The organism is Pseudoxanthomonas wuyuanensis, assembly GCF_900215535.1.
GTDB classification, from domain to species: Bacteria; Pseudomonadota; Gammaproteobacteria; order Xanthomonadales; family Xanthomonadaceae; genus Pseudoxanthomonas_A; species Pseudoxanthomonas_A wuyuanensis.
The window spans coordinates 92,380-116,642 of record NZ_OCND01000004.1 but is presented as its reverse complement, the minus strand read 5'-3'; the positions used below and the strand labels follow the sequence as shown (position 1 = coordinate 116,642).

Annotated in this window: 21 protein-coding genes and 1 tRNA gene; 11 read left to right on the top strand and 11 right to left on the bottom strand. The window is 66.1% G+C overall.

The window, feature by feature from the left end:
* Window positions 1-131 precede the first annotated feature (131 nt).
* The 3 genes from CRO39_RS09830 to CRO39_RS09820 all read right to left on the bottom strand — a co-directional run bounded on the left by CRO39_RS09830 (window position 132) and on the right by CRO39_RS09820 (window position 3,629).
* The gene (locus CRO39_RS09830; RefSeq protein ID WP_097121736.1) at window positions 132-794 is read right to left on the bottom strand and encodes an HNH endonuclease; all 663 of its coding nucleotides are present in this window, start codon (window positions 792-794) and stop codon (window positions 132-134) included.
* 456 nt (window positions 795-1,250) lie between these two features.
* The gene (locus tag CRO39_RS09825) at window positions 1,251-3,041 is read right to left on the bottom strand and encodes an acyl-CoA dehydrogenase C-terminal domain-containing protein (protein WP_097121735.1); all 1,791 of its coding nucleotides are present in this window, start codon (window positions 3,039-3,041) and stop codon (window positions 1,251-1,253) included.
* A gap of 111 nt (window positions 3,042-3,152) precedes the next feature.
* Window positions 3,153-3,629 carry an LEA/WHy family protein gene (locus tag CRO39_RS09820; RefSeq protein WP_097121734.1) on the bottom strand — a complete coding sequence of 159 codons (477 nt, stop codon included), beginning with the start codon at window positions 3,627-3,629 and terminating at the stop codon, window positions 3,153-3,155.
* A gap of 452 nt (window positions 3,630-4,081) precedes the next feature.
* Here CRO39_RS09820 and CRO39_RS09815 point away from each other — a divergent pair, with 452 nt between their 5' ends.
* The 3 genes from CRO39_RS09815 to CRO39_RS09810 all read left to right on the top strand — a co-directional run bounded on the left by CRO39_RS09815 (window position 4,082) and on the right by CRO39_RS09810 (window position 8,396).
* On the top strand, window positions 4,082-6,625 hold the full coding sequence (locus CRO39_RS09815; protein WP_097122006.1) for a glycoside hydrolase family 3 protein: 2,544 nt from the start codon (window positions 4,082-4,084) through the stop codon (window positions 6,623-6,625).
* Complete coding sequence (locus CRO39_RS20900; protein WP_176520189.1) at window positions 6,610-6,762, top strand: hypothetical protein; 153 nt, start codon at window positions 6,610-6,612, stop codon at window positions 6,760-6,762. Before CRO39_RS09815 ends, CRO39_RS20900 begins: the two co-directional genes overlap by 16 nt.
* 71 nt (window positions 6,763-6,833) lie before the next feature.
* Window positions 6,834-8,396 (top strand): sodium/sugar symporter, encoded by a 1,563-nt coding sequence (locus CRO39_RS09810; RefSeq protein WP_097121733.1) that lies wholly within the window; start codon window positions 6,834-6,836, stop codon window positions 8,394-8,396.
* Between the two features lie 975 nt (window positions 8,397-9,371).
* On the opposite strand, the gene CRO39_RS09805 is transcribed toward CRO39_RS09810, so the two are convergent.
* Together CRO39_RS09805 and CRO39_RS09800 are read right to left on the bottom strand one after the other, a co-directional pair.
* Window positions 9,372-10,382: a LacI family DNA-binding transcriptional regulator gene (locus CRO39_RS09805; protein ID WP_097121732.1), complete on the bottom strand. Its 1,011-nt coding sequence runs from the start codon at window positions 10,380-10,382 to the stop codon at window positions 9,372-9,374.
* 382 nt (window positions 10,383-10,764) lie between these two features.
* Window positions 10,765-11,475: an rRNA pseudouridine synthase gene (locus CRO39_RS09800; RefSeq protein ID WP_097121731.1), complete on the bottom strand. Its 711-nt coding sequence runs from the start codon at window positions 11,473-11,475 to the stop codon at window positions 10,765-10,767.
* Between the two features lie 98 nt (window positions 11,476-11,573).
* Here CRO39_RS09800 and CRO39_RS09795 point away from each other — a divergent pair, with 98 nt between their 5' ends.
* Window positions 11,574-12,428 carry a PA4780 family RIO1-like protein kinase gene (locus CRO39_RS09795; protein WP_097121730.1) on the top strand — a complete coding sequence of 285 codons (855 nt, stop codon included), beginning with the start codon at window positions 11,574-11,576 and terminating at the stop codon, window positions 12,426-12,428.
* A gap of 245 nt (window positions 12,429-12,673) precedes the next feature.
* Window positions 12,674-13,096, top strand: a complete 423-nt coding sequence (locus CRO39_RS09790; RefSeq protein ID WP_097121729.1) for a hypothetical protein — start codon at window positions 12,674-12,676, stop codon at window positions 13,094-13,096.
* A gap of 842 nt (window positions 13,097-13,938) precedes the next feature.
* Here CRO39_RS09790 and CRO39_RS09785 read toward each other — a convergent pair.
* Window positions 13,939-14,014: transfer RNA gene (locus CRO39_RS09785), tRNA-Phe, on the bottom strand.
* Between the two features lie 179 nt (window positions 14,015-14,193).
* On the opposite strand from CRO39_RS09785, the gene CRO39_RS09780 reads away from it, so the two are divergent.
* Window positions 14,194-14,643, top strand: coding sequence for a DUF6491 family protein (locus CRO39_RS09780; RefSeq protein ID WP_097121728.1), 450 nt, complete (start codon window positions 14,194-14,196; stop codon window positions 14,641-14,643).
* A gap of 334 nt (window positions 14,644-14,977) precedes the next feature.
* Here the strand turns inward: CRO39_RS09780 and CRO39_RS09775 are convergent, their stop codons facing one another.
* The 4 genes from CRO39_RS09775 to ftsY form a co-directional block, all read right to left on the bottom strand.
* Window positions 14,978-15,247 carry an oxidative damage protection protein gene (locus CRO39_RS09775; RefSeq protein WP_097121727.1) on the bottom strand — a complete coding sequence of 90 codons (270 nt, stop codon included), beginning with the start codon at window positions 15,245-15,247 and terminating at the stop codon, window positions 14,978-14,980.
* Window positions 15,248-15,266: 19 nt separating this feature from the next.
* Window positions 15,267-16,343, bottom strand: a complete 1,077-nt coding sequence (gene mutY / locus CRO39_RS09770; RefSeq protein WP_238394593.1) for an A/G-specific adenine glycosylase — start codon at window positions 16,341-16,343, stop codon at window positions 15,267-15,269.
* Window positions 16,340-17,623, bottom strand: a complete 1,284-nt coding sequence (locus CRO39_RS09765) for an AsmA family protein (RefSeq protein WP_097121726.1) — start codon at window positions 17,621-17,623, stop codon at window positions 16,340-16,342. Before CRO39_RS09765 ends, mutY begins: the two co-directional genes overlap by 4 nt.
* Before the next feature lie 112 nt (window positions 17,624-17,735).
* A complete protein-coding gene (ftsY, locus tag CRO39_RS09760) occupies window positions 17,736-18,956 on the bottom strand; it encodes a signal recognition particle-docking protein FtsY (RefSeq protein ID WP_097121725.1) in 1,221 nt (406 codons plus the stop codon).
* Between the two features lie 429 nt (window positions 18,957-19,385).
* On the opposite strand from ftsY, the gene CRO39_RS09755 reads away from it, so the two are divergent.
* A complete protein-coding gene (locus tag CRO39_RS09755) occupies window positions 19,386-19,694 on the top strand; it encodes a flagellar basal body rod protein FlgC (protein ID WP_097121724.1) in 309 nt (102 codons plus the stop codon).
* A gap of 223 nt (window positions 19,695-19,917) precedes the next feature.
* On the opposite strand, the gene htpG is transcribed toward CRO39_RS09755, so the two are convergent.
* Window positions 19,918-21,822 (bottom strand): molecular chaperone HtpG, encoded by a 1,905-nt coding sequence (gene htpG, locus CRO39_RS09750; protein WP_097121723.1) that lies wholly within the window; start codon window positions 21,820-21,822, stop codon window positions 19,918-19,920.
* A gap of 277 nt (window positions 21,823-22,099) precedes the next feature.
* On the opposite strand from htpG, the gene rsmD reads away from it, so the two are divergent.
* The 4 genes from rsmD to CRO39_RS09730 all read left to right on the top strand — a co-directional run bounded on the left by rsmD (window position 22,100) and on the right by CRO39_RS09730 (window position 24,256).
* Window positions 22,100-22,717: a 16S rRNA (guanine(966)-N(2))-methyltransferase RsmD gene (gene rsmD / locus CRO39_RS09745; RefSeq protein WP_097121722.1), complete on the top strand. Its 618-nt coding sequence runs from the start codon at window positions 22,100-22,102 to the stop codon at window positions 22,715-22,717.
* Window positions 22,714-23,217 (top strand): pantetheine-phosphate adenylyltransferase, encoded by a 504-nt coding sequence (gene coaD, locus CRO39_RS09740; RefSeq protein WP_097121721.1) that lies wholly within the window; start codon window positions 22,714-22,716, stop codon window positions 23,215-23,217. Before rsmD ends, coaD begins: the two co-directional genes overlap by 4 nt.
* Before the next feature lie 86 nt (window positions 23,218-23,303).
* Window positions 23,304-23,789: a hypothetical protein gene (locus CRO39_RS09735; protein WP_097121720.1), complete on the top strand. Its 486-nt coding sequence runs from the start codon at window positions 23,304-23,306 to the stop codon at window positions 23,787-23,789.
* Window positions 23,790-24,007: 218 nt separating this feature from the next.
* Window positions 24,008-24,256, top strand: a complete 249-nt coding sequence (locus CRO39_RS09730) for a YfhL family 4Fe-4S dicluster ferredoxin (protein WP_097121719.1) — start codon at window positions 24,008-24,010, stop codon at window positions 24,254-24,256.
* Window positions 24,257-24,263 lie beyond the last annotated feature (7 nt).

Sequence of the window (24,263 nt, the reverse complement as noted above, 5' to 3'; positions counted from 1 at the left end):
CCCCCCCTTGTGTGAAGCGGGGCAAGCCAAGGAGGTGAAGAGGCAAGGGGGAAGGGTGAAGACAAGCCGGATCGGGTCACGTTCGGTTAACCCGCGAGCGCCCAGCGACGCCGCTTTTCCCCTTTTACCCTTTACCCCTCAACTCTTACGGCTCTTGAGCGCTTGGGCAACTGTGCCTTCAGGAAGGCCATCTGGTCGGCCAGAATGTTGCGGTTGGACAGGATCAGGTGCTCGATCCAGCTGGGCCGGTAGGGCACCGCCAGCAGCGGCATACCGGCCTGCTGCGGGGTGCGGTTGGACTTGCGCGAATTGCACTGGAAGCAGGCGGTGACCACGTTTTCCCAGATATCGCGGCCGCCCTTGGACAGCGGCAGCACATGGTCGCGGGTCAGTGAGGGGCGCGAGAATTCGCGGCCGCAGTACAGGCACAGTTGGGCATCGCGCGCGAACAGGGCGGTGTTGGTCAGGGTCGGGGTGGGCGAGAGCGCCTGCGCCCGCGCATGGCCGCGCGAGGCGACGATGGGGTGCAGTTCGATGATGCTTTGCTCGCCGCTGATGCGGCTGGTGCCGCCATGCACGCGCAGGCACGGTTCGCCCAGGGTCCAGGCCACCGCGTCGCGGGCATACAGGCAGGTCGCGTCCTGCCAGTTGATCCAGTCCAGTACGCGGCCATGCGCATCCAGCGAAAGCAGCCGGACCGTGGCGGAGCGGGAAGAGGGGTGCAAAACGTCTGGGGCCGGGTTCCGGGGAACGCCAGTTCCGATCAGGTGAAGCTGAGCTGTGTCTGCCTCCATCGGGGAGACAGGTTATACCTAAATGTTGAAGAAATGTGTACAGGCAGATGTCAGCGCGGCCCCGCATCGGGGGAGAAAAGGTCCGGATGGTGCGGTCTTCGCCAGAGCAGAGCCTGGCCGCTGCTCTTCGATCAGGTTCGGTAGAAACCTCGGCCTAGGTCCCGAAAGATTTTTGTTCCGAGTGCGGGAATGTCTGCGTGGAAGCCTGCGGCCCCGGCGTTGCGGGACGCGCCGTAAACACCCGCTTTGCGGGCCCGGCCCGCCATCACAGATGGCGGGCGTTCGGCCGCGCGAAGCCGTGCTTCGCAAGCGCTTGCCTCACCCATGATGAGGGCTCTTACGCGGCGTCCGTGCCGCGTACGGTCCGGTAACGCCAGGGCCGCAGGCTTCTGGACAGTTGCCAGCGTTGTTCGGAAATACGTCCCCCCAAAGCGGCGAACTCGACTTTGTAAAACTTCAATCGCCGAAGCGTTCGGCGGCCATCGCCATCAGCGGTGCGGCGCCGGATTCGATGGCGGCGGCGTGGGCCAGCGTGCGCGGCAGGATGCGGGCGAAGTAGAAGCGCGCGGTTTCCAGCTTGGCCTGCTTGAACGCCTCGCCATGCGATGAGGCGTCGGCCGCGGCGACGCTGCGCGCCCACCAGTAGGCCAGCACCACGTAACCCGAATAGAACAGGTAGTCGTGGCTGGCGGCGCCGATTTCCTCGGGATCCTGCGCCGCACGCTGCAGGATGCTGCGGGTCAGCCCGGCCCATTCGGCGGCCTTTTCCCGCAATGGCGCGATGAACTCGGCCACTGCCGGATTGTTTTCGTTCGCCCCGATGAACGCTTCGACCTGGGCCAGGAACAGCTTCAGTCCGGCGCCCTGGGTGGAGGCGGTCTTGCGCCCCATCAGGTCCAGCGCCTGGATGCCGGTGGTGCCTTCGTACAACGTGGTGATGCGGGCATCGCGCGCCAGCTGTTCCATGCCGTGCTCGTGGATGTAGCCGTGGCCGCCGAAGCATTGCAGCGCGTGGTAGGTGTTCTCGATGCCCCATTCGGTCTGGCAGGCCTTGGAAATGGGGGTCAGGAAGCTGACCAGCGTATCGGCCCGTTCGCGTTCGGCGGCATCGGCCGAATGATTGGCCACGTCGATCAGCGTGCCGGCATGCAGCGCCAGCAGGCGACTGCCTTCGACCAGCGATTTGACCGTCAGCAGCATGCGCCGCACATCCGGGTGCACGATGATCGGATCGGCCGGTTTGTCGGGGAACTTGGCCCCGGCCAGCGAACGCGTCTGCAGGCGGTCGCGGGCATAGGCCAGCGCGTTCTGGTAGGCGCGTTCGGACAGGCCGATGCCCTGCAGGCCCACGCCCAGGCGGGCGGTGTTCATCATCGTAAACATCGCCTGCAGGCCCTTGTGCGGTTGGCCGACCAGGTAGCCCTGGGCGCCGTCGAAGTTCATCACGCAGGTGACCGAACCCTTGATGCCCATCTTGTGTTCGATCGAACCGCAGCGCAGGGTGTTGCGTTCGCCCACCGAACCATCGCGCGCCACCTTGAACTTGGGGGTGACGAACAGCGAGATGCCCTTGGCGCCGGCCGGTGCGTCCGGCAGCCTGGCCAGCACCAGGTGCACGATGTTGTCGGTCAGGTCGTGCTCGCCGGCGGTGATGAAGATCTTGGTGCCGGTGATGGCATAGCTGCCGTCTTCGTTGGGTTCGGCGCGGGTCTTCAGCAGGCCCAGGTCGGTGCCGCAGTGCGGCTCGGTCAGGCACATGGTGCCGGTCCAGCGGCCGTCGACCAGCGGCTTCAGGAACACTTCGCGCTGCCAGTCCTGGCCGTGCTGCTTCAGCGCTTCGACCGCGCCGTGCGAGAGCAGCGGGAAATTGCCCCAGGCCAGGTTGGCGGCGTTGACCAGTTCGTTGAGCGGCACGCCGATCGTGTGCGGCAGACCCTGGCCGCCGAAATCCGGCGACGCGGTCAACCCGGTCCAGCCGCCCTCGACGAACTGGCCGTAGGCGGCCTTGAAACCCGGCGGCGTGGTGACCTCGCCGGTGGATTTGTCGAAGGTGGAGCCGACTTCATCGCCGACACCGTTCAGCGGCGCCAGTACGGTTTCGGCGAAGCGCGCGGCTTCGTCCAGCACGGCGTCGAGAATGTCGCGGGTGGCGTCGGTGTAACCGAGCTGCGCGAACAGGGCTTCGGCGCCCAGCACGTCGTACAGCGCGAAGCGGATGTCGGTCAGGGGGGCTTTGTAGGTGCTCATTGCTGCAATTCTCAAGATGGGCAGGAGCGCCGTTCCCGGCGCGGGCTTTTCTTGACTGGATGGAGAAGAAAAGTCCGCGCCGGGGACGGCGCTCTTACGGGATGGGGAGGCTCAGCGCAGTACGCCATCCAGCCCCGGGACCGGGCTGAGCGTGTTGCGGGTATCGATATCGAAGCTGCGGGTCTTGCCTTCTTCCGGCACCGCTTCGACCTTGCCCTCCAGCGTGTACGCCAGCGAGCGGCGTCCGGCCAGCGCATCGGCCAGGACGATGCGGCCTTCGGAGGTGGGCGTGAACGGCACCGCGATTGCGTCGGCCGACTCCGGGCCGATCGACAACTGCGGCGAAGCCAGCAGTTTTCCGGCGCTGTGCCCGCCGACTTCGATGTCCAACTGCACCGTGTCGAAGCGCATCGGGATGCTGCTGTAGTTCTGCAGCCTCAACAGCACCGACCAGCTACCGTCAGCGTTGACGGTCAACTGCTGGATGCTGGCGGCCGGCTCGGAGACGCGCCTGACCATGCCGCCGCCGCAGGCGGTCAGCAATCCCGCGACAGCCATCACTACCACCACAGACCAATGACGGCGCATGCGCTCACTCTCCGCTTCGTTCGACAGGGAAGCGCAGGATACTACGGCGTATGGCGGCCGGCATGTGTCAGGCAGGCGCTGGCGGGTGCTCGCGCAGTCGGGCCGGGTTTCCATTGTGTGCTGCAGCATGAGCGCGCGCTGCGGCCAGGGTGCGACAGCGGTGCCGGCGCTTCATGCTGCAGGACAGCAATTCCGCCGACGGCCGATGGCTGCTTGTTTCTGCGGCCGTGCCGATGTCCTGTCCGGGCAAGCGCCGGAATGCCCTGCGGCCGGGGTCCGGCATTGCCGACCGGACCGTTGGGGCGCTCGCTTGACAGCGCTGCCATTTTGCGAAACTTTCACGTCCTTTCCGCTGCGCCGTCGGCGGACAATTCCATCGATTGCCCCATTACCCGACCCCGGGAGGAAATGCATTGAAAGCTGTCTCTGGCCGTACCCGCTCCGCGCATGTCATCCGTATCGCCTCGCTGCCGCTTGCCGCTGCTGGGGCGCTGGCGCTGCTGAGTCTGTCCGCCTGCAAGAATGACAGCGCTGCCGTTTCGGCGGACAAGACCCAATCGCCCTGGCCGGAAGTGAGCTGGCCGTTGGCCCAGGACCCCGCGCTGGAGAAGCGCGTGACCGACCTGCTGGCGCAGATGAGCGTTGAAGAAAAGGTCGGCCAGTTGGTGCAGGGCGATATCGCCAGCATCACCCCGGAAGACGTGCGCAAGTACCGGCTCGGTTCGATCCTGGCCGGCGGCAATTCCGACCCCGACGGCAGGTACGACGCTTCGCCGGCCGAATGGCTGGCGCTGGCCGATGCGTTCTACGAGGCGTCGATGGACACCAGCGGCGGCGGCAAGGCCATTCCGATCATCTTCGGCATCGACGCCGTGCACGGGCAGAGCAACATCGTCGGCGCCACCCTGTTCCCGCACAACATCGGCCTGGGCGCGACCCGCAATCCCGAGTTGATGCGCCGCATCGGCCAGATCACCGCGGTCGAGACCCGCACCACCGGCATGGAGTGGGCGTTCGCGCCCACCGTGGCGGTGCCGCAGGACGATCGCTGGGGCCGCACCTACGAAGGCTATTCGGAGTCGCCCGACGTGGTCGCCAGTTTCGCCGGCGCCGTGGTGGAAGGGCTGCAGGGCAAGGTCGGCGATCCGGATTTCCTCGACAGCAGCCGGGTCATCGTTTCGGTCAAGCATTTTCTGGGCGACGGCGGCACCACCGACGGCAAGGACCAGGGCGATACCCGGATCAGCGAAGCCGAGCTGGCGCGCATCCATGGCGCCGGCTACCCGCCGGCGGTCGCGGCCGGCGCGCAGAGCGTGATGGCTTCGTTCAACAGCTTCAACGGCGAAAAGATGCACGGCAACCGCGCCTTGCTGACCGATGTGCTGAAGGGACGCATGCAGTTCGGCGGCTTTATCGTTGGCGACTGGAACGGCCACGGACAGATCACCGGCTGCAGCAACGAGGATTGTCCGGCCACGATCAATGCCGGCCTGGACATGGCGATGGCGCCGGACAGCTGGAAGGGCTTCTACGAAAGCACGCTGGCGGCGGTGAAGGCCGGCACCATTCCGATGGAGCGGCTGGACGATGCGGTGGCGCGCATCCTGCGGGTCAAGTTCCGGCTGGGCCTGTTCGAGGCCGGCAAGCCTTCCGCGCGCGCGCTGGGCGGCAAGTTCGAACTGCTGGGCGCGCCCGAACACCGCGCGGTGGCGCGGCAGGCGGTGCGCGAATCGCTGGTGCTGCTGAAGAACCAGGGCGGCGTGCTGCCGCTGGATCCGCGCAAGACCATTCTGGTGGCCGGCGACGGCGCCAACGACGTCGGCAAGCAGTCCGGCGGCTGGACGCTGAACTGGCAGGGCACCGGCACCAAGCGCAGCGACTACCCCAATGCCGACACCATCTTCGAAGGCATCCAGCAGCAGGCGCAGGCCGCCGGCGGCAAGGCGGTGCTGGCGGTGGACGGCAAATACACGCAGAAGCCCGACGTGGCGGTGGTGGTATTCGGCGAAGATCCGTACGCCGAGTTCCAGGGCGATATTGCCCACCTGCTGTACAAGCCGGGCAACGACAGCGATCTGGAACTGATCAAGCGGCTCAAGGCCGATGGCATTCCGGTGGTGGCGGTGTTCATCAGCGGCCGGCCGCTGTGGGTCAACCGCGAAATCAACGCGTCCGATGCCTTCGTCGCCGCCTGGCTGCCAGGATCGGAAGGCGCAGGCATCGCCGACGTGCTGCTGCGCAAGGCCGATGGCAGCGTGGCGCACGATTTCAAGGGCAAGCTCAGCTTCTCGTGGCCGCGCACGGCCAACCAGTACCGCAACAACGTGGGTCAGGAGGGTTATGACCCGCTGTTCGCCTTCGACTATGGCCTGACCTATGCCGACAACGGCGATCTGGCGCCGCTGCCGGAAGAATCCGGCGTTTCCGGCGAGCAGGCCGCCAGTGGCGTGTATTTCCAGCGCGGCGAACCGGCTCCGGGGCTGTCGCTGTCGCTGCAGGCCGGCGACGGGCAGCCGGAGAAGGTGACCTCGGTGCCGGCGGCGCTGGACGGCGGCACGTTGACCGTGCGCGGCGTCGACCACCAGGCGCAGGAAGATGCGCGCCGCTTCGTCTGGTCCGGCGCGGGCAACGCCAGTGCCGTGGTTGCGACCGATACCGCGATCGACCTGTCGCGCGAAAGCAATGGCGACGTGATGCTGGTGATGACGCTGAAGGCCGATGCGCTGCCTGAGGGCGATATCTGGCTGGGCGTGGGCTGCGGCGAAAACTGCGCGGCGCGGGTGCCGCTGCGCGACGCGCTGGCGGCATTGCCGCGCGGCCAATGGAGCCGTGTGGGAGTGCCGCTGAAATGCTTCGCGGCCGCCGGTGCGGATGTGGCCAAACTGGACCGGTTGTGGCGCCTGGAAACCGCAGCCGCGGCCGACATCTCGCTGTCGCGGCTGGCACTGGGCGCGCAGAACGAAGCCGATCACATCGTGCAGTGCCCGGTGAAGTGACGCCGGTGCTGCCGACGTTCGGAACGGTGCCAACGCTGCAAGGGGACAAGCCGAAGCGCTTCGTCGCGGCGACCGCCGCCGCCGCTGTCGTGCGGCAGCGGCGGTTGGCCCGGCGCGGCAGCGCCATCGGCTTCTGACCCGCAATACCGCATCATCCTGGCGGCGTTGAACCGGCTGCCTGTTCCTCTTCATCAACAGGATTCGTTCTATGGGTCTGTCCGCACTCGATACCGGCATCGTGCTGGTCTACCTGGCCGGCATCTTCATCCTGGCGCAATGGGTTTCGCGCGAGAAGGCCGGCCACCGCAAGGACGCCAGGGACTACTTCCTGGCCGGCAGGGCGCTGCCATGGTGGGCCATCGGCGCTTCGCTGATCGCCGCCAATATCTCCGCCGAACAGGTCATCGGCATGTCCGGCTCCGGCTATGCGCTGGGGCTGGCCATCGCGTCCTACGAGTGGATGGCGGCGCTGACGCTGCTGCTGGTGGCCAAGTACTTCCTGCCGGTGTTCCTGCGCAACCGCATCTACACGATGCCGCAGTTCCTGCAGGAGCGTTTCGGATCGCGTATCCGCCTGCTGATGGCGGTGTTCTGGCTGGCGTTGTACGTCTTCGTCAACCTGACTTCGATCCTGTGGCTGGGTTCGCTGGCCATCGCGCAGCTGACCGGCATGGACCAGATCACGGCGATGGTGGCGCTGGCGGCGTTCGCGTTGGCCTACCAGATCTACGGCGGCCTGAAGGCGGTGGCGCTGACCGACGTGGTGCAGGTCGGCCTGTTGGTGCTGGGCGGTTTTCTGCTGGTGGGCATCACCCTCAACCAGATCTCCGATGGCGGTGGCATCATCGCCGGCTTCACCCGCCTGCTGAAGGAACAGCCGGAGCATTTCCACATGATCCTTTCGCCGGACAATCCGTTCTACAAGGATCTGCCGGGGCTGGGCGTGCTGCTGGGCGGCATGTGGGTGATGAACATCAGCTACTGGGGCTTCAACCAGTACATCATCCAGCGAGCGCTGGCGGCCAAGGACATCGCCGAGGCGCAGAAGGGCGTGCTGTTCGCCGCCTTCCTCAAACTGCTGATGCCGGTCATCGTGGTGGTGCCGGGCCTGGCCGCGGTGATGCTGGCGCCGGATCTGCAGCGTCCGGACGCGGCCTACCCGACCATGATGGGCCTGCTGCCCACCGGCATCCTGGGCCTGGTATTCGCGGCGCTGATTGCGGCCATCGTTTCTTCGCTGGCCTCGATGAGCAACTCCATCTCGACCATCTTCACGCTGGACTTCTACGCCCGTGCGCGGCCGCAGGCCAGCCAGGCGCGGATCGTGCGCGTCGGCCGCATCGTCGCGGTGGCGGCGATGGCGGTGGCAGTGCTGACCGCGCGGCCGCTGCTGGGCAGCTTCGACCAGGCGTTCCAGTTCATCCAGGAATTCTCCGGCTTCTTCACGCCGGGCATCGTGGCGATCTTCCTGCTGGGATTGTTCTGGAAGCGCTCCAACGAGGCCGGTGCGCTGGCGGCGGCGATCGGTTCGTTCGTGCTGTCGATCGTGATGAAGCTGGGGTTGCCGGCGATGCCGTTCATCAACCGGGTCGGCCTGGTGTTCCTGGCGGCGCTGGCGCTGGGCATCGTGGTGTCGCTGCTGTCGCGCAACCGCCGCGAAAGCGATCTGATCCGCACCGACGATGTCAGCTTCCGCACCACTGGCGTCTTCAACATCGGCGCATTGGCCGTCATCGCGGTGCTGACCGCGCTGTATACGGTGTTCTGGTAGGAGTCGTGGGTAGAGAAGGACGCCTCAACGGCGTAGGGCGGGCCCCGGCCCGCCGCTCCATGGCTTGCCCGCCGCCGGTGCGTCTCGTTCAACCGGCCTGGCCGCCGCAAGGTGTGGGGTGGTTTCGATAATTGGTGGAGTCGCCTCTAAGATGGCAATGGCGGGCCAGGGCCTGAGGTCTCCCCACAAATTCTTTGAGAGATTCAATCAGTTGACGTTGCGTTTGCTTCTCCCCTTGACCCCCCATTGGGCGGTTAAAACATCTGAAAGAGAGGTGAGGGGAGGACTTGCACGGCACCTGGCGTCATAACAGCCCAAAGCAAAATCCCTCTGAATCTTCCTTTTTCAGGTTTCTTCGCTCACTCCGAAGCGCTCGGTTTCGGCGAGTTCGGCTCCGGAAAGAGCCGCCGGCCGTCAGGCTGGGGGTGCTCCGCCCTCCTGACGACCTCGTGTCTTTACGTCGGGCCGCAGGCCATCGTGGCCTGCTCTGCGCACCCCCAGCCCGCCGGCCGTCGCCTTTCGCAAGTTGGCAGATTCGCGACTTCGGAATGCCCTTCTTTGAGCGCCGACCAAGTGCCGAGAATCCGGTGGTCAGGGCGGTGCGGGACCGTCCGCGGCAGGGATGCCGCGGAAGAGCCCACAGGGGTGAGGCAAGCGCTTGCGAAGCACCGCTTCGCGCGTAGCCGAACGCCCGCCATCTGCGATGGCGGGCCGGCCCCGCACAGCGGGTGTTTACGGCGTGTCCCGCACTGCCCTGGTCACCGGATTCCACATAGATGTTCCCCCCACACTTGAAAGGAAGAACCCTCTTTCGGTGATTTCAACAGCCCAATGGGGGTCAACGGGTAAGACTGGCTTTCAAAAAAGTGGGGAGACCTCAGGCCAGGGCCTGCCCTACGCGCTATCCGGCTGCCTGTAGGAACGATGCAAGCCGCGACCGTAGTGCATGGCTTCGCGCGCGAAAACGCGGCAGCGCTACCTGCGCGGCGCGGGGCCGGTCGATTGCCGCAACTGCAGCGCGTAGGGCATGCGCAGCATCTGTCCGGATGCGGGATCCTTGATGGTCTTCAGCAGTTCCCCCGTCGCCAGCCTGCCCATTTCCTGGGTGGGTTGATGCACGGTGGTCAGGGCGGGAAAGATCTGCCGCGACATCGGCGTGTTGTCGAAGCCGCAGACCGACAGATCGCCGGGAATCGAAAGCCCGCGCGAATGCGCCACGCTCATCGCACCGGCCGCCATGTCGTCGTTGGCGGCAAAGATGGCGGTGGGCGGCCGTTCCAGATCCAGCAACTGGCGGGCGGCGCTGACACCGGAATCGAACGAGAATTCCCCGTCGATGACCAACTCCGGCTCGTAGCGCAGCCCGGCCCGCCGCAGACCGCTGCGGTAGCCGGCCAGCCGCCATTCGCTGGCGCCGTGGGCGGGGTGGCCCTTGATATGGGCGATGCGGGTATGTCCCAGCGATGCCAGGTGTTCGATCATGTCGCAGACCGCGTCATGCTCGTCCAGGGTCACGCCGATGCCGCCTTCGCGATTCTTCGGCGATACGCAGGCATAGGGCATGCCCAGCGCATCCAGGCGATCCAGCAGGGCCACGCTGTCGGTAATGGGCGGGGTCAGGATCAGTCCGTCCAGTTTGGAGAAAGTGACCAGCGACTCCACGCTCTGCAGGAAATCCGGGCTGTGATAGTTCAGCGGCTGCACGACCAGGCCATAGTGGTATTCCTGGCAGGCTTCCACCACGCCCATCAGGATTTCCATCAGGTAGTTGGCCGATGGATTGTCATAGAGCAGGGCGACCAGGTACGACTTGCGGCCGGCCAGACTGCGCGCCGAGGGATCGGGCCGGTAGTTCATCGACTTGGCCACGGCCTGCACGCGGGCGCGGGTCTCGTCCTTGACTGTCGGCTCGTTGTTGAGCACGCGCGACACCGTCTTCATCGACACGCCGGCGGCCTTGGCCACATCCTCTATGCGTACGCGCATGCTGCTTGCCCCCTCCCACAGGGGTATGCTGACCACTCATCAATCTGACAGCGCTGTCAGAAGAGAAAATCTAAGCCGGAACCATCGCCATATCAAGCCGCGCCGCGGCATGCCGCGGCGTCGAGCGATATCGCCAGGAGTTGGCGATGATCGCAATGCGCAAATCAATGTGGCGAAATTATGGCCAGACCGCTTGACAGCTTTGTCCCACGGGCGTCGCGAAGGGTTATCCACATCTTTGTGCGGCAACCATCCACACCGGTTGTGGACAATCGCAGCCAACGGCGGCTGGGCGGTAGAAGCGACGTGGGTCGGGACAAACTACCGGTAAAGCTCCATCGCGGCTGATGCGGCTCTACAGCAGAGAGAGCCGGTTGCGTGCTCAGAACCGCGCTTCCACCGGCAGGTAGCGCCATTGGCCCACCGGCAGCCTGCTCAGCGGCACCCGGCCGATGCGCAACCGGCGCATCGCCACCACGGCCAGCCCTGCCTGCTGGCAGCGGTACTGCAACTCGCCCGGCTGGACGTTCTTTATCGCAAACCTCAGCCGCACCTCGTTCTGCCAGCTGACCTTGCACGGCGCCAGCTCACGGCCCTGGTAGGTGCCGCCGTGGCTGAGCCTGCCCAGCGTGTACGGCCCGGTGGCGCCGCTGACTTCGACGACGAACTCCTGTTCGATGTGCGCATAGTCCTCGCCCAGCCGGCGCAGCACGCGGCCATCCTGGCTCAGCACCATCAGCCCGCTGGCCTCGGCATCCAGCGGCATCAATGGGGTCAGCCGCTGCAAATGCCGCTTCAGCGGGCGCACGCCGGAGGCGTCATCGGCGGTGTGATTGGCAGGCACCGCCAGCGCCACGGCGTCCTGCCAGGCCGTGCCCTCTGGCTTGTGCAGCAGCAGCGTGGCCGGTTCGATGGCCTCCAGCTGCGCCTGTGGGTCGATGTCGACCCGCTCGCCATCGATCAGCCGCTGCGGCAGTTCCTCGGTCTGTCCATCCACGCGGACCCAGCCGCCCTGGATGTACTGCTCGGCTTCGGCGCGGGAGCAGCCGGTCATTTCGGCGACGATTCTGGCAAGGCGGACGGGCGGGGACATGAAATAATTCGGTGCCGAAGGGCGCCTAGTGTAAAGATAGCCGGGCGCGACGGCCGTAAAACGCGCCTCTGGCAACCATTCCCCCCGCTCAGGACATCATGAAGACCCCCAACGGATTGCAGGCGCTGATCGACGACGGCGTGATCGACCGGGTGCTGCGCCCGCTGAAAAGCGGCAAGGAAGCCTCGGTCTATGTGGTGCATGGCGGCGGCGAAGTGCGCTGCGCCAAGGTGTACAAGGACATGGCGCAGCGCAGCTTCCAGCAGCGCACGCTGTACCAGGAAGGCCGCAAGGTGCGCGGCAGCCGCGAAGCGCGCGCGATCGGCAAGGCCACCCGCTACGGCCGCAAGCAGCAGGAAGTGGCCTGGAAGAACGCCGAGGTGGATGCGCTGTACCAGTTGCGCGACGCCGGCGTGCGCGTGCCGGAACCGTTCGGTTATTTCCATGGCGTGCTGGTGATGGAACTGGTGACCGATGCCGCCGGCCATTCCGCGCCGCGGCTGGGCGAAGTGGAGCTGTCGGCGCAGCAGGCGCGCGACTTCCACCGCTTCCTGGTGCGCGAAGTGGTGAAGATGCTGTGCGCCGGACTGATCCACGGCGATCTGTCCGAGTACAACGTGCTGGTGGCCGACGAGGGGCCGGTGATCATCGACTTCCCGCAGGTGGTCAGCGCGGCGGGCAACAATGCCAGCCGGCGCCTGCTGTTGCGCGATGTCAACGCGCTGACCGCGCGTCTGGGCCGCTTTGCGCCGGAGTTGCTGGACACCTGGTACGGCGAGGAAATGTGGGCGCTTTACGAAGCCGGCGCCTTGCAGCCGGACACCGTACTGACCGGAAAGTTCGTACCCGACACCTCGCGCGTGGATGTGGAAAGCGTCCGCCACGCCATCGAGGACGCGCGGCAGGAAGCGATCATCCGCCAGCAGGGCAGGGAAGCGGCGCAAGAGGAATAATCATTGCGGCATTCATCTGCCGTGCATAAGCCGGGTTCTCGTTGCGCGACGGATCCGGGTGCCGATTCGGGCCAATCATTGGTGCGGCTCGCATCGATGGCGAATGGGCAAGGTAAACGCGTGAATGTTCGCGTTCGTGAATGCAACCGCGACCAAGCTGTCAAAAAGATGAAGCCTGCGCAAAACATTAGATTCATGGTCGATAGGCTGAAATACGCATCGGAAAGCAGTCACTGGAGCATCCGATGCCCCGCAAGAACAAACCTCTCCCGCACGGTTTCAATTGGCGGGAGATAGCACCGGCACGCCAAGGGGAACCCACCGCCATCGCACTGGATTTCATCGGCAACTGCCTTGCCATCGTTTCGCCGATGGGCACCGAATGGAAGGTCAGCATCCTGGCCGACGTGGGGCCAAGTTCGATACGCACGCAAACCGTCGCCAAGCGCGCCCAGGGCATCGCGCTGCTTGCCGAATGGGCGCATAGCTATCAGCACACGTTGGCGACGGAGTCCTCCGCCAACCGTGGCAACGCCGGTCAGGCCCTGGCGGACATCGCCTTCGGCACATTGCTGCGGATAGCCGTACCGAATGCACCGATTGCATTCTCCGCCTCGGGGCAGCGTTCTACCGCCGCCGTTCCGGAGGGCAGGGCAGCGCAAACGTAAGGAAACGACGCTGCGCTTGCGGGATTCGCGATCGATGCGGTTCGCTTTGCTCACCGCATCCTACGCAGGCCCGGCGTGGCAGAACCGTAGGATACGGTAAGCCGCAGGCGCATCGCATCGTTCGCGTCTTGGATGCACGGGAACGACACTCCGCATCTGCTCTGGGACTCGTGAACGATGCGGTTCGCTTTGCTCACCGCATCCTACGCAGGCCCGGCGTGGCAGAACCGTAGGATGCGGTAAGCCGCAGGCGCACCGCATCGTTCGCGTCTTGGATGCAAGGAACGACATGCTGCGCCGGTTCTGGGATACGCGATCGATGCGGTTCGCTTTGCTCACCGCATCCTACGCAGGCTCGGCGAGGAGAACCGTAGGATGCGGTAAGCCGCAGGCGCACCGCATCGTTCGCGTCTTGGATGCAAGGAAACGATACGCTGCGCCGGCTCTGGGATTCGCGATCGATGCGGTTCGCTTTGCTCACCGCATCGATCTACGCAGGCCCGGCGTGGCAGAACCGTAGGATGCGGTAAGCCGCAGGCGCACCGCATCGTTCGCGTCTTGGATGCAAGGGAACGACACGCTGCGCCGGCTCTGGGATTCGCGGTCGATGCGGTTCGCTTTGCTCACCGCATCCCAGGCAGGCTCGGCGTGGCAGAACCGTAGGATGCGGTAAGCCGTAGACGCACCGCATCGTTCGCGTCTTGGATGCAAGGAAACGACACGCTGCGCTGGTTCTGGGACTCGTGAACGATGCGGTTCGCTTTGCTCACCGCATCCTACGCAGGCTGCCGGACAACAAAAAAGCACCTTTCGGTGCTTTTCATCTAAAGCATTGATTCCAATGGTGGCCGGGGAGGGAATCGAACCCCCGACACAGGGATTTTCAATCCCTTGCTCTACCAACTGAGCTACCCGGCCAGGTTTTTCGCGGTGCGGCAGAACGGCCGGTGCGAGGGCGCGAATGATACGGGATTGCGCGGCGGGCTGGCAAGCCGGCCGTGCGCTGAACACGCGGCGCGCTGGCCGCATCCGCGGCCGGTCGGCAGGTGCATCATGTGGCCGGGACAGAAATCCCCAGCAAAATCAGGGAGCTCATCATGAAACGCCTGCTTATCCTCTGCGCCATGGCCGCTTTGGCGGCCTGCGCCAGCAACCCCAGACAGACCGATGCCGAGCGCCTGGCCATGTACCGCGCCAATGCCGGCGAACCGGTCCGGGATTTCCAGTATTTCGGCAGCCTCAACGGCTGGACCCCGCTAGGCGACAGCGCGCTGGTCGTCTGGACCCGTCCCAACCAGGCTTATCTGCTGGAACTGAGCGGCCCGTGCAACGATCTGGACTTCGCCACCGCCATCGGCGTGACCAACCACATGGGCCGGGTGTCGGCACGCTTCGACGACGTTCGTGTCTTCGGCGGCGGCCAGCCTGGCATCCGCATCCCCTGCCGCATCCAGACCATCCGTCCGTTGGACGTCAAGGCGGTGAAGGCCGCACAACAGGAACTGCGCCAGGCGCAGGTGGTCGAACGCGAAGCCGCGGGCAACTGACAGCCGGTCATCGCCGAAACCGGCAGGATCAAGGCCACGGAGTCCATCGCGGCAGGCCTGGCGCATGGATGCGATGCGGATAGATTCGACCGGCATGCTTGCCGGTCGATTTTTTTGGCTCATCTCCGGTTTTCGAGAGTAGCGGATTCGGAACCAGTCGCCGTCGTAGGGGCGGGGGCGAGTGTCCGCGACTTCGGATGGTTTTTCCGAACGCCGATAACCTGGCCAGAAGCAGCTGGCTTTGGCGGCGCGGGCATTTGCGGCGTGTCACGCACCGTTATCGCCAATGGCTTCCACATAGGCGTTTCTTCGCTTGGGAGAAGACCCTTTTCTGTCACTCGGACGGCACGTAGCCAGCGGGCTTTTCGGCGCCGCCACCGAACAGGAACTTCTCCAGTTCCGCCTCCAGGAAGGCACGGTGCTTGGGGTCGCGCGGCGACAACCGGTTCTCGTTGATCAGCATGGTCTGATGCGCCAGCCACGCCGCCCAGGCGGGTTTGCCGATATGGGCGTACACGCGCTGGCCCAGTTCGCCGGGGTAGGGCACGAAGTCGAGGCCTTCGGTTTCGCGCTTCTCGTACTGGCAGTAGACGGTTCGGGGCATGGTGTGAGCCTGGTGGAAGTCATGGGGTCCCGGCATTGGCCGGGATGACGGTGGAAAGGAGCTTGCGGATGGGGGCGGGCAGGCCCAGCGATGGCAACTGCTCGCGCGCCACCCAGCGCAGATCGTCATTGTCGCGCACGGCATCGCGGGCGGCGAGCGCGCGCCAGCGCAGCGGATGCATGCGCAGCCGGTAATGGCTGAACACATGCGGGATTTCCGCCAGCGCTTCGGCCTGGTCGTAGTCGCCTTGCAGGTGGGCGGCGAACCACTGGCGCGCCTGCTCGTGATCGTCGGCCTGCGGTAGCGACCACAGCGAGGCCCAGATGCCCACCGGCGGGCGCCGTAGCAGCAGCACTTCGCCGTGCGCGTTCTCGGCCAGCAGCATCAGCGCGATGCGTTCGGGCAGCGGTTTGCCCGGTTTGCTGGTGGGCAGTTCGTCGACCCGGCCTTCGCGCAGCGCCACGCAGTCGTCCTGCAGCGCGCACAGCATGCAGGCCGGATCGTGGCGGGTGCACAGGGTGGCGCCGAAATCCATCTGCGCCTGGGTGTAGTCGGCCATGCGCGCCTGCGGCAAATGCTGCGCAGCCAGCTGCCACAGCTGCTTTTCCACCGCCGGCGCGCCCGGCCAACCGGCGACACCGTGGTAGCGCGCAAGCACGCGCTTGACGTTGCCGTCCAGGATGGCGAAACGGTCGCCCCAGGCCTGCGCCAGGATCGCGCCGGCGGTGCTGCGGCCGATACCCGGCAACGCCACCAGCGCGTCGAAATCGCGCGGCAGATCGCCGCCATGCTGCTGCACGCACAGGCGCGCGGCCGCATGCAGGTTGCGCGCACGCGCGTAGTAGCCCAGGCCGGCCCATTGCGCCATCACCTGGTCGGTGGAGGCGGCGGCCAGATCCGGCAGGGTGGGGAAGTGTTCGAGAAAGCGGGCGAAATACGGCATCACCGTTTTCACCTGGGTCTGCTGCAGCATGATTTCCGACAGCCATACCCGGTACGGCGTGCGCGGGTGCAGCCACGGCAGATCGTGGCGGCCGGCGGCATCGAACCAGGCCAGCAGCTTTTCGGCGAAATGATCGTGTTCTGCAGCGTTCACTCGATGGCGGCCTGTTGCGGAATCGTCGGGTCTTCGAACCGCACTTGCACGCCTTCCAGCACCGCGCCGGAGATTTCCAGACGCGGCGCGCTCAGGCTGCCGCGCAATGGCGGCAAAGGCGAACCTTGTTCGAAACGTTCGATCCAGGACTGCATTTCGAACAGGCGGAAGCGGCCCTCGAAGCGCGTGTCGTCGCGTTGCAGTTGCAGTTGCGCGATATCGGAAAGATCGGCGGGGCCGCGATAATCCAGCGCGAACGGCAAAGGCGATTGTGAGCGCCCCAGTGGCGGCGGCAGTGCCGGCCAGGCATCGGGCCAGTGCGCCAGTTGCCCGCGCAGGAAGACCGACAACGACGGCCCGGCCTGTACCTCGCCGCTGGCGTCCAGTGTTGGCACGATGCCGTTGCCGCGCACGGCCAGCGCCAGCGGTTGCAGTTGCAGCTGTCCGCCAGCCATATGCAGGGCGCCGCCCACGCCCAGCGCGAACGGTAGCGTGCGGTCGCCGGAAACATAGCGGGCGCTGCCGCCCAGCCGGAGATGTTGCAGTTGCAGGCCTGCGTCGTCGCGCAGCCGACCGGACAGTGTCAGCCGCGCCGGCAGCCGCCAGTTCGCGCCTGCGGGGGCGATTTCCCCGGTCAGGCCAACGGCTGTTGGCAGCGCTGGACGCATCAGCGTCAGCGCCAGCTCGAACGGTGCCTGCAATCCGTTGCCGCCTGCATAGGCGCCGCGCAGTTGCGTGCGCAGGGGCTGGTTGGCTGACAGCTGTGGCGATTCAACGTACAGGTCGCGCAGCGACCAGCCTTGCCCATCGACCCGGCCGCGGATGATGCGCAGCCCGTCGGTCAGTGTAGGGATGCGGGTTTCGCCCGGCGGGCGCTTTTCCAGCCAGGCCTGTAGCGCGGCGACATCGAGCACTGGCGCGTCCAGTTCCAGGCGTGTGGCGGTGAGCTCGCGGCCACGCGCGCGCAACGTCGACCACGGTACCGAGATCAGTATGCGCTCGGCGGTCAGCACCGGCGTGGCGGCGCCGGGTTCGCGCGCGCTGACGCCGCGAACGATCAGTTGCGGCGTGCCGCGCAGCCGGTATTCGCCGACGCCGCTGGCGGTGACTTCCAGGCCCAGCGCGTTGCCGACAAGATTCAACATGGCCGGCGCCAGCCGTTCGGGCTGCAGCAGCCAGCGCGTGGCCAACGCGGCCAACAGAAGCAGCGCCAGCAGCACCAGCAGGGCGATCTTGCGGCGTTTGGTGTTTGTTCTTGCGGTGGGATTGCCGGTGGCCACTCAACCCCTCCCCAAACCTCCCCTACCTTCGCAGGGGAGGGGGTATTGGCATCCGCCTGCGTCCCGGTCGTCGAACGAGCCGTTGAACGGGCGGGATTTCAAAACCGCACCCTCAGCCGCCAAGCGATTCGGGCAGCAGTGCGTCGACGAAGGCTTCGGCGTCGAACACGCGCAGGTCTTCCGGGCGCTCGCCAATGCCGGCAAACCGGATGGGAATGCCGAACTCGCGCGCCAGCGCGAACACCACGCCGCCCTTGGCGGTGCCGTCCAGCTTGGTGACGACCAGTCCGGTCACCCCGACCGCGGCGTGGAACTGGCGCAGCTGGCTCAGGGCGTTCTGGCCGGTGGTGCCGTCGATGACCATCAGCACTTCGTGCGGTGCGCTGGCGTCGAGCTTGCCCAGCACGCGGCGGATCTTGCCCAGCTCGTTCATCAGCCCGGTCTGGGTGTGCAGACGTCCGGCGGTGTCGGCGATCAGCAGTTCGATGCCGCGCGCCTTGGCGGCCTGCAGCGCGTCGAAGGCGACCGAGGCCGCATCGGCATCCTGGCCCTGGGCAACCACGGGCACGCCGTTGCGTTCGCCCCAGGCCTGCAACTGCGCCACCGCGGCGGCGCGAAAGGTGTCGCCGGCGGCCAGCATCAGGCTGCGGCCTTCGTCCTTGTAGCGGCGGGCCAGCTTGCCGATGGTGGTGGTCTTGCCGACGCCGTTGACGCCGACGGTCAGCAGCACGAACGGCCGGTTGCCGGTATCGATGACCAGCGGCTGCGCCACCGGCACCAGCAAAGCGATCAGATCCGCGCGCAGGGCCGCCAGCAAGCCGTTGGCGTCGGCGAACTCGCGCGCCTTCATCCGCTTGCGCAGATCCTCGATCAGCGCGGTGGTGGCCGGCACGCCGACGTCGGCGGTCAGCAGCGCGGTTTCGATTTCGTCCAGCAGATCGTCATCGAGCCTGGGGTTGCGCGAGAACAGGCCGCCGAAACTGCGCGCGAACACGCTGCCGCGCAGGCGCTCGCGCCAGCCGGCTTTGCCGGGCGTACCGGCGGCGGCAGCGGGCGCAGGCGGAGCGACCGGCGGCGCAGCCGCTGCGGGGGCCGAAACCGGGGTTGCGGGCGCAGGCTCCGCAGGTGCAGGCCCGGCGACGGCTTCGACTTGCGTGGCGGCGGGCGCCTCCGGCGATGGCTGAACGGGACCGCTGGGAGGGGGCGAGCCTGGCTGAAGCGGCTTGCCGACCGGCTGCGGGAAGGCCGCAGCCAGTTCCTCGCTGCTGTAGCGGCGCGCGGCCGGCTCGTTGGAACTGTCCTGTGGCTTCTTGCGGCGGAAAAAACTGACCATGGGGAAGTGCTGAAAAGTTGAGGGGACATGCTAACACCGGGCGGTTTTTTCCCGGTGAGCGGCTCAAGTCGGCGCCGCGACTGCCGATAGCACCGTTGATGGCGGATTCCGGTCGCTAGAGCGTGTTATGGCCTTTGGGATGAGATGCGTTGCGCGCCAGCGCCGTTGCAGCAAGGCGTCCGGCGCCGTCCTTGGGTGGTGCCCAAGGCAAGCCGGGCAACGCAGCTGCGGCGGCGCTGGCGCGCAACCCGTCGGGAAGGCCGCTGTCGCGGCGCCATGCGGCGTTGCACGCCTTGGCCAGGCGGCCAGCCTGACCGGCGGCGTGCGCCTTGCCTGACGCCGCGACAGCAGCCTTCGCACTCACCCCAAAGGCCATAACACGCTCTAGCCCGGCCGGCCATCGCCGCCCGCCCGCAGCCAGGACATCCGATGACGGTTCTTTCCCCGGCTTCTTCGATTGCCGCCTCAGGCATGCGCGCGGCCGCGGTTGGCATGCAGGCCGCCGCGCACAATGTCGCCAACCTGGCCACCGCGGACCACCAACGCCAGGGGGTGGCGATGGCGGCCAGCGCGGCCGGCGGTGTCAGCGCGCGGGTGGTGGCAGCCGGGCAGGACCCGGCCGCCCCGGTGGCCGACCTGGTCGATGCGCTGGGGGCCCGGCAGATGTTCCAGGCCAACGCAGCGGTGCTGCAGCGTCACCACGACACCATAGGCCGCCTGCTGGATGTGATTGCCTGACGGGGCGCTCCCGCCGCGGGAATGCCTGTAGCCAAATGGCGGGTACAACGCAGCTGCGCCAAGACGACGGGCGAGTTGCCTTTGCTGTTGCTTTTTGAAGAGCAACAGCAAATCCCCCTCAAACGCTTTTCAACCGCCGAATGGCGGGTCATCCTCCCTTTACAAAGGGGAAGCAGGCGCCGAGCCTTTCCCGAGTCCCGAGTCCCGAGTCCCGAGTCCCGCCTCAGGCCGACAACTCCAGCAGCAGCTTGTTGAGCCGGCGCACATAGCCGGCCGGATCCTTCAGGCTGTCGCCTGCGGCCAGCGCGGCCTGGTCGAACAGCACCCGGGTCAGATCGCCGAAGCGGCTGTCGTCCTGCTCGGCGTCCAGCTTCTCGATCAGCGGGTGGGTGGGGTTGAATTCGAACACCGGCTTGGATTCGGGCACCTTCTGGCCGCTGGCTTCCAGAATCTGCCGCATCTGCAGGCCCATGTCCTGTGCGCCGATGGCCAGGATCGCCGGCGAGTCGGTCAGCCGGTGCGACACCCGCACCTCGGAGACGTCCTGGCCCAGCGCGGTCTTGATCCGCTCGACCAGCCCCTCCTTGGCCTTGGCCGCCTGTTCCTGCGCCTGCTTGTCTTCTTCCGAGTCTAGCTTGCCCAGATCCAGATCGCCGCGGGCGATGTCGACGAAGGATTTGCCGTCGAACTCGGTCAGGTAGCTCATCAGCCACTCGTCGATGCGGTCGGTCAGCAGCAGCACTTCGATGCCCTTCTTGCGGAACACCTCCAGGTGCGGGCTGTCCTTGACCTGCGCGTGGCTTTCGCCGGTCAGGTAGTAGATCTTGTCCTGGCCTTCCTTGAGCCGGCCCAGGTAGTCGGCCAGCGCCACGTTCTGTTCGCCGTCGGCGCCATGGGTGGAAGCGAAACGCAGCAGGCCGGCGATCTTCTCGCGGTTGCCGTAGTCCTCGGACGGGCCTTCCTTCAGTACCTGGCCGAAGGTCTTCCAGAACTTGGCATAGTCTTCGGGCTTGTCCTTGGCCAGTTTCTCCAGCATGTCCAGCGAGCGCTTGGTCAGTGCCGATTTCATCGAGTCGATGATGGGCCCGGACTGCAGGATTTCACGCGAAACGTTCAACGACAGATCCGACGAATCCACCACGCCCTTGATGAAGCGCAGGTACAGCGGCAGGAACTGGTCGGCCTGGTCCATGATGAAAACGCGCTGCACGTACAGCTTCAGGCCCTTGGCGGCGTCGCGGTGGTACAGGTCGAACGGCGCGCGCGGTGGCACGAACAGCAGCGAGGTGTATTCCAGCTTGCCTTCGACCTTGTTGTGGCTCCAGGCCAGCGGATTGTCGGCATCATGGCTGACGTGCTTGTAGAACTCCTGGTATTCCTCGTCGCTGATCTGGTTGCGCGGGCGCGTCCACAGCGCGCTGGCGCGGTTGACGGTTTCCCATTCCGGCTGCGCAGGCTTGCCCTTGTCTTCGCCGTAATGTTCCTTGGGCAGTTCGATCGGCAGGCCGATATGGTCGGAGTATTTCTTGACGATGCCGCGCAGGCGCCAACCATCGGCGAAACCTTCCTCGCCTTCCTTCAGATGCAGCACGATGCGGGTGCCGCGCTCGGGCTTGTCGATGGTGGCGACCTCGAACTCGCCTTCGCCGCGGCTGGACCAGTGCACGCCCTCTTCGGCAGGCAGGCCGGCGCGGCGGCTGTACACGTCGACCTGGTCGGCAACGATGAAGGCGCTGTAGAAACCCACGCCAAACTGGCCGATGAGGTGCGAGTCCTTCTTCTGGTCGCCGGTCAGGTGCTTGAGGAAATCGGCGGTGCCGGACTTGGCGATGGTGCCCAGATGGGCGACGGCCTCATCGCGGCTCATGCCGATGCCGTTGTCGTCGATGGTGATGGTGCGCGCGTCCTTGTCGAACTGGACCCGGATGCGCAGGTCGCCGCCGCCTTCCAGCAGCTCGGGCCGGGTGATGGCCTCGAAGCGCAGCTTGTCGGCCGCATCGGCGGCGTTGGAGACCAACTCGCGCAGGAAGATTTCCTTGTTCGAATACAGCGAGTGGATCATCAGGTGCAGCAGCTGCTTCACCTCGGTCTGAAAGCCCAGCGTCTCTTTTTGGGTTTCCGTGGTCATCGATTTCGCTCCAGTGCAAAGGGCGCCGTGGATGGCGGCGGATGCCTTCCCAGATAAGGCCCGCTGCGCGGGATTCAAGCGCGGCAGGCTGATCGCTGCGGCGATGGACCGCGAGCGGCTGCGGACCCGGCCGTCCGGACGGGCGGCTCCATCGCGCCCGGGCCATGGCGCTGGTCTATGATCCGCGTTCGATTTTGCCGCCGCATCCGATGATGACAGCCCGCCGCCCGTTGCCGACCCGTGCCAGCGCCAATACCGGCGCGGCGAAGGCGTGCCGATGAGCCGCACGGGCGGGCAGATCCGCATCATCGGCGGGCGCTGGCGCGGAACCCGGCTGCCGGTGCCGGCCAGCCCCGGGCTGCGCCCCAGCAGCGACCGGGTGCGCGAAACGCTGTTCAACTGGCTGATGCAGGCATTGCCGGGCGCCAACGTGCTGGATCTGTTCGCCGGCACCGGTGCGCTGGGCTGGGAAGCGCTGTCGCGCGGTGCGGCCCACGCGGTGCTGGTCGAACGCGATCCGGCGCTGGTGCGGGCGCTGCGCGAAACCGCCGCGCGCCTGTCGGCGCAGGATTGCACCGAGGTGGTGGCCGCCGATGGCATTGCCTGGTTGTCGGGCTACCGCGCAGCACCGTTCGATATCGCCTTTCTGGACCCGCCATTTGCCGATGGACTGTGGGAGCGCGCATTGGCCGCGCTGGCCCCGCAGCTGGCTGCGCGGGCCTGGGTCTATGTGGAATCCCCGGCCGATATGCGGCCTGCGGTGCCTGCGGCATGGGCGCTGCACCGCGAGGGGCGCACCCGCGAGGTGCGGTTTGCGCTGTACCGCACCCCCGCCGGGCAGGGCGCTGCTACACTTCACGGCGAAGTTTCCGACCTTGCGGCTATTCCCGAATGAGCGTGGCACGTACCCGTATAGCGGTTTATCCCGGCACGTTCGACCCGGTTACGAACGGCCATATCGATCTCATCGACCGCGCGGCGCCGCTGTTCGAGCGGGTGATCATCGGCGTGGCCGAAAGCCCGGGCAAAGGCCCGACGCTGCCGCTGGCGCAGCGGGTGGAGCTGACCCGTGCGGCGGTGGCCCACCACCAGCATGTGGAAGTCCGCGGTTTCGACTGCCTGCTGGCGCATTTCGTCAAGGAAGTCGGCGGCGGCGTACTGCTGCGCGGCCTGCGCGCAGTGTCGGATTTCGAGTACGAGTTCCAGCTGGCCAGCATGAACCGCCATCTGATTCCCGAAGTGGAAACGCTGTTCCTGACCCCGGCCGAGCAATACGGTTTCATCTCTTCGTCGCTGGTGCGCGAAATCGCCCGGCTGGGCGGGGATGTCTCCGGGTTCGTGCCGCCGGCGGTGGCCGCCGCGCTGCAGGCCCAATGGCAGCGCAAACGTGACTAGGGCGCGGCGGCGAGCCACCGACGACACGCCCTGAACGCTTTGTGGCACGATCATTCCTACAACGTCTTACCGGAGGGGAGTCAAACATGAAAATCGCTACACGCCTGCTGCTGGCAGCCTGCCTGACACTGCCGTTCGCCGCCTGCAAGAAGGAGGAAGCACCGGTTGCCGAAGCGGCGCCGCTGACCGCGCCGACCACCGATGACGATGTGGCCTGGAAGACCTACCTGCAGGAAGTGGTCATCAACAACATGGGCACGATCACCAACACGCCCTACATGTACTACCTGCCGGCCGAATCGGATCCGGAATTCGAGGCCAAATACGGCCGCCAGCTGGAGCAGTCCAAGAATGCGATGGCCCGCGGCATCACCGCAGGCAACCTGATCGCGTTCGCCTCCCCGGCCAGCGCCAAGGCAGCCGATCTGGCGGTGGCTTCGTTCGAAGGCGTCGAGCCGGATACGCTGAAAGGCGTGCGCGTGCTGTTTATCGGCGATGTTGCCGACAATGCCCGCGTGCAGGTGGCGGTGCAGCCCAGCGGCGCCGAATACGTCTTCGTCGAAGCCAAGTGACCTTTCCGCGCGTGGCCGCCCGGCGGCCACGCCTTTGCGGAAAGGTCATCCCGGCGCAAGCCGGAAGCGCTCCACAACAGCCGCAGGCTGGTCATCCAGTGGCGTTCCGCGGAAAAAAGGTCATCCCCGCGCAGGCGGGAAGCGCTTTGACTTGATTCGCTGCCGAAGGACTCTCAACAGCGAAGCCGGTCATCCAATGCCTTACCGCCGGAAAGACGATGTCCCTCAAAATCAACGAACTCTGCGTCAACTGCGATGTCTGCGAGCCGGCCTGCCCCAACCAGGCCATCTCGATGGGCGAGACGATCTACGTGATCGATCCGGCGCGCTGCACCGAATGCGTCGGCCACTTCGACGAACCGCAGTGCGTGGTGGTCTGTCCGGTGGAGTGCATAGACCCGGATCCGGCGTATCCTGAAAGCCATCAGGATCTGCTGGCCAAGCTGCAGCGTTTGCAGGGCGGCTGATCCGCAG

What these genes read in the sequence shown, in the direction of transcription:
- CRO39_RS09830 (WP_097121736.1), bottom strand. Translation starts at nt 794, where the DNA reads ATGGAGGCAGACACAGCTCAGCTTCACCTGATCGGAACTGGCGTTCCC.
- CRO39_RS09825 (WP_097121735.1), bottom strand. Translation starts at nt 3,041, where the DNA reads ATGAGCACCTACAAAGCCCCCCTGACCGACATCCGCTTCGCGCTGTAC.
- CRO39_RS09820 (WP_097121734.1), bottom strand. Translation starts at nt 3,629, where the DNA reads ATGCGCCGTCATTGGTCTGTGGTGGTAGTGATGGCTGTCGCGGGATTG.
- CRO39_RS09810 (WP_097121733.1), top strand. Translation starts at nt 6,834, where the DNA reads ATGGGTCTGTCCGCACTCGATACCGGCATCGTGCTGGTCTACCTGGCC.
- CRO39_RS09805 (WP_097121732.1), bottom strand. Translation starts at nt 10,382, where the DNA reads ATGCGCGTACGCATAGAGGATGTGGCCAAGGCCGCCGGCGTGTCGATG.
- CRO39_RS09800 (WP_097121731.1), bottom strand. Translation starts at nt 11,475, where the DNA reads ATGTCCCCGCCCGTCCGCCTTGCCAGAATCGTCGCCGAAATGACCGGC.
- CRO39_RS09795 (WP_097121730.1), top strand. Translation starts at nt 11,574, where the DNA reads ATGAAGACCCCCAACGGATTGCAGGCGCTGATCGACGACGGCGTGATC.
- CRO39_RS09790 (WP_097121729.1), top strand. Translation starts at nt 12,674, where the DNA reads ATGCCCCGCAAGAACAAACCTCTCCCGCACGGTTTCAATTGGCGGGAG.
- CRO39_RS09780 (WP_097121728.1), top strand. Translation starts at nt 14,194, where the DNA reads ATGAAACGCCTGCTTATCCTCTGCGCCATGGCCGCTTTGGCGGCCTGC.
- CRO39_RS09775 (WP_097121727.1), bottom strand. Translation starts at nt 15,247, where the DNA reads ATGCCCCGAACCGTCTACTGCCAGTACGAGAAGCGCGAAACCGAAGGC.
- ftsY (WP_097121725.1), bottom strand. Translation starts at nt 18,956, where the DNA reads ATGGTCAGTTTTTTCCGCCGCAAGAAGCCACAGGACAGTTCCAACGAG.
- CRO39_RS09755 (WP_097121724.1), top strand. Translation starts at nt 19,386, where the DNA reads ATGACGGTTCTTTCCCCGGCTTCTTCGATTGCCGCCTCAGGCATGCGC.
- htpG (WP_097121723.1), bottom strand. Translation starts at nt 21,822, where the DNA reads ATGACCACGGAAACCCAAAAAGAGACGCTGGGCTTTCAGACCGAGGTG.
- rsmD (WP_097121722.1), top strand. Translation starts at nt 22,100, where the DNA reads ATGAGCCGCACGGGCGGGCAGATCCGCATCATCGGCGGGCGCTGGCGC.
- coaD (WP_097121721.1), top strand. Translation starts at nt 22,714, where the DNA reads ATGAGCGTGGCACGTACCCGTATAGCGGTTTATCCCGGCACGTTCGAC.
- CRO39_RS09735 (WP_097121720.1), top strand. Translation starts at nt 23,304, where the DNA reads ATGAAAATCGCTACACGCCTGCTGCTGGCAGCCTGCCTGACACTGCCG.
- CRO39_RS09730 (WP_097121719.1), top strand. Translation starts at nt 24,008, where the DNA reads ATGTCCCTCAAAATCAACGAACTCTGCGTCAACTGCGATGTCTGCGAG.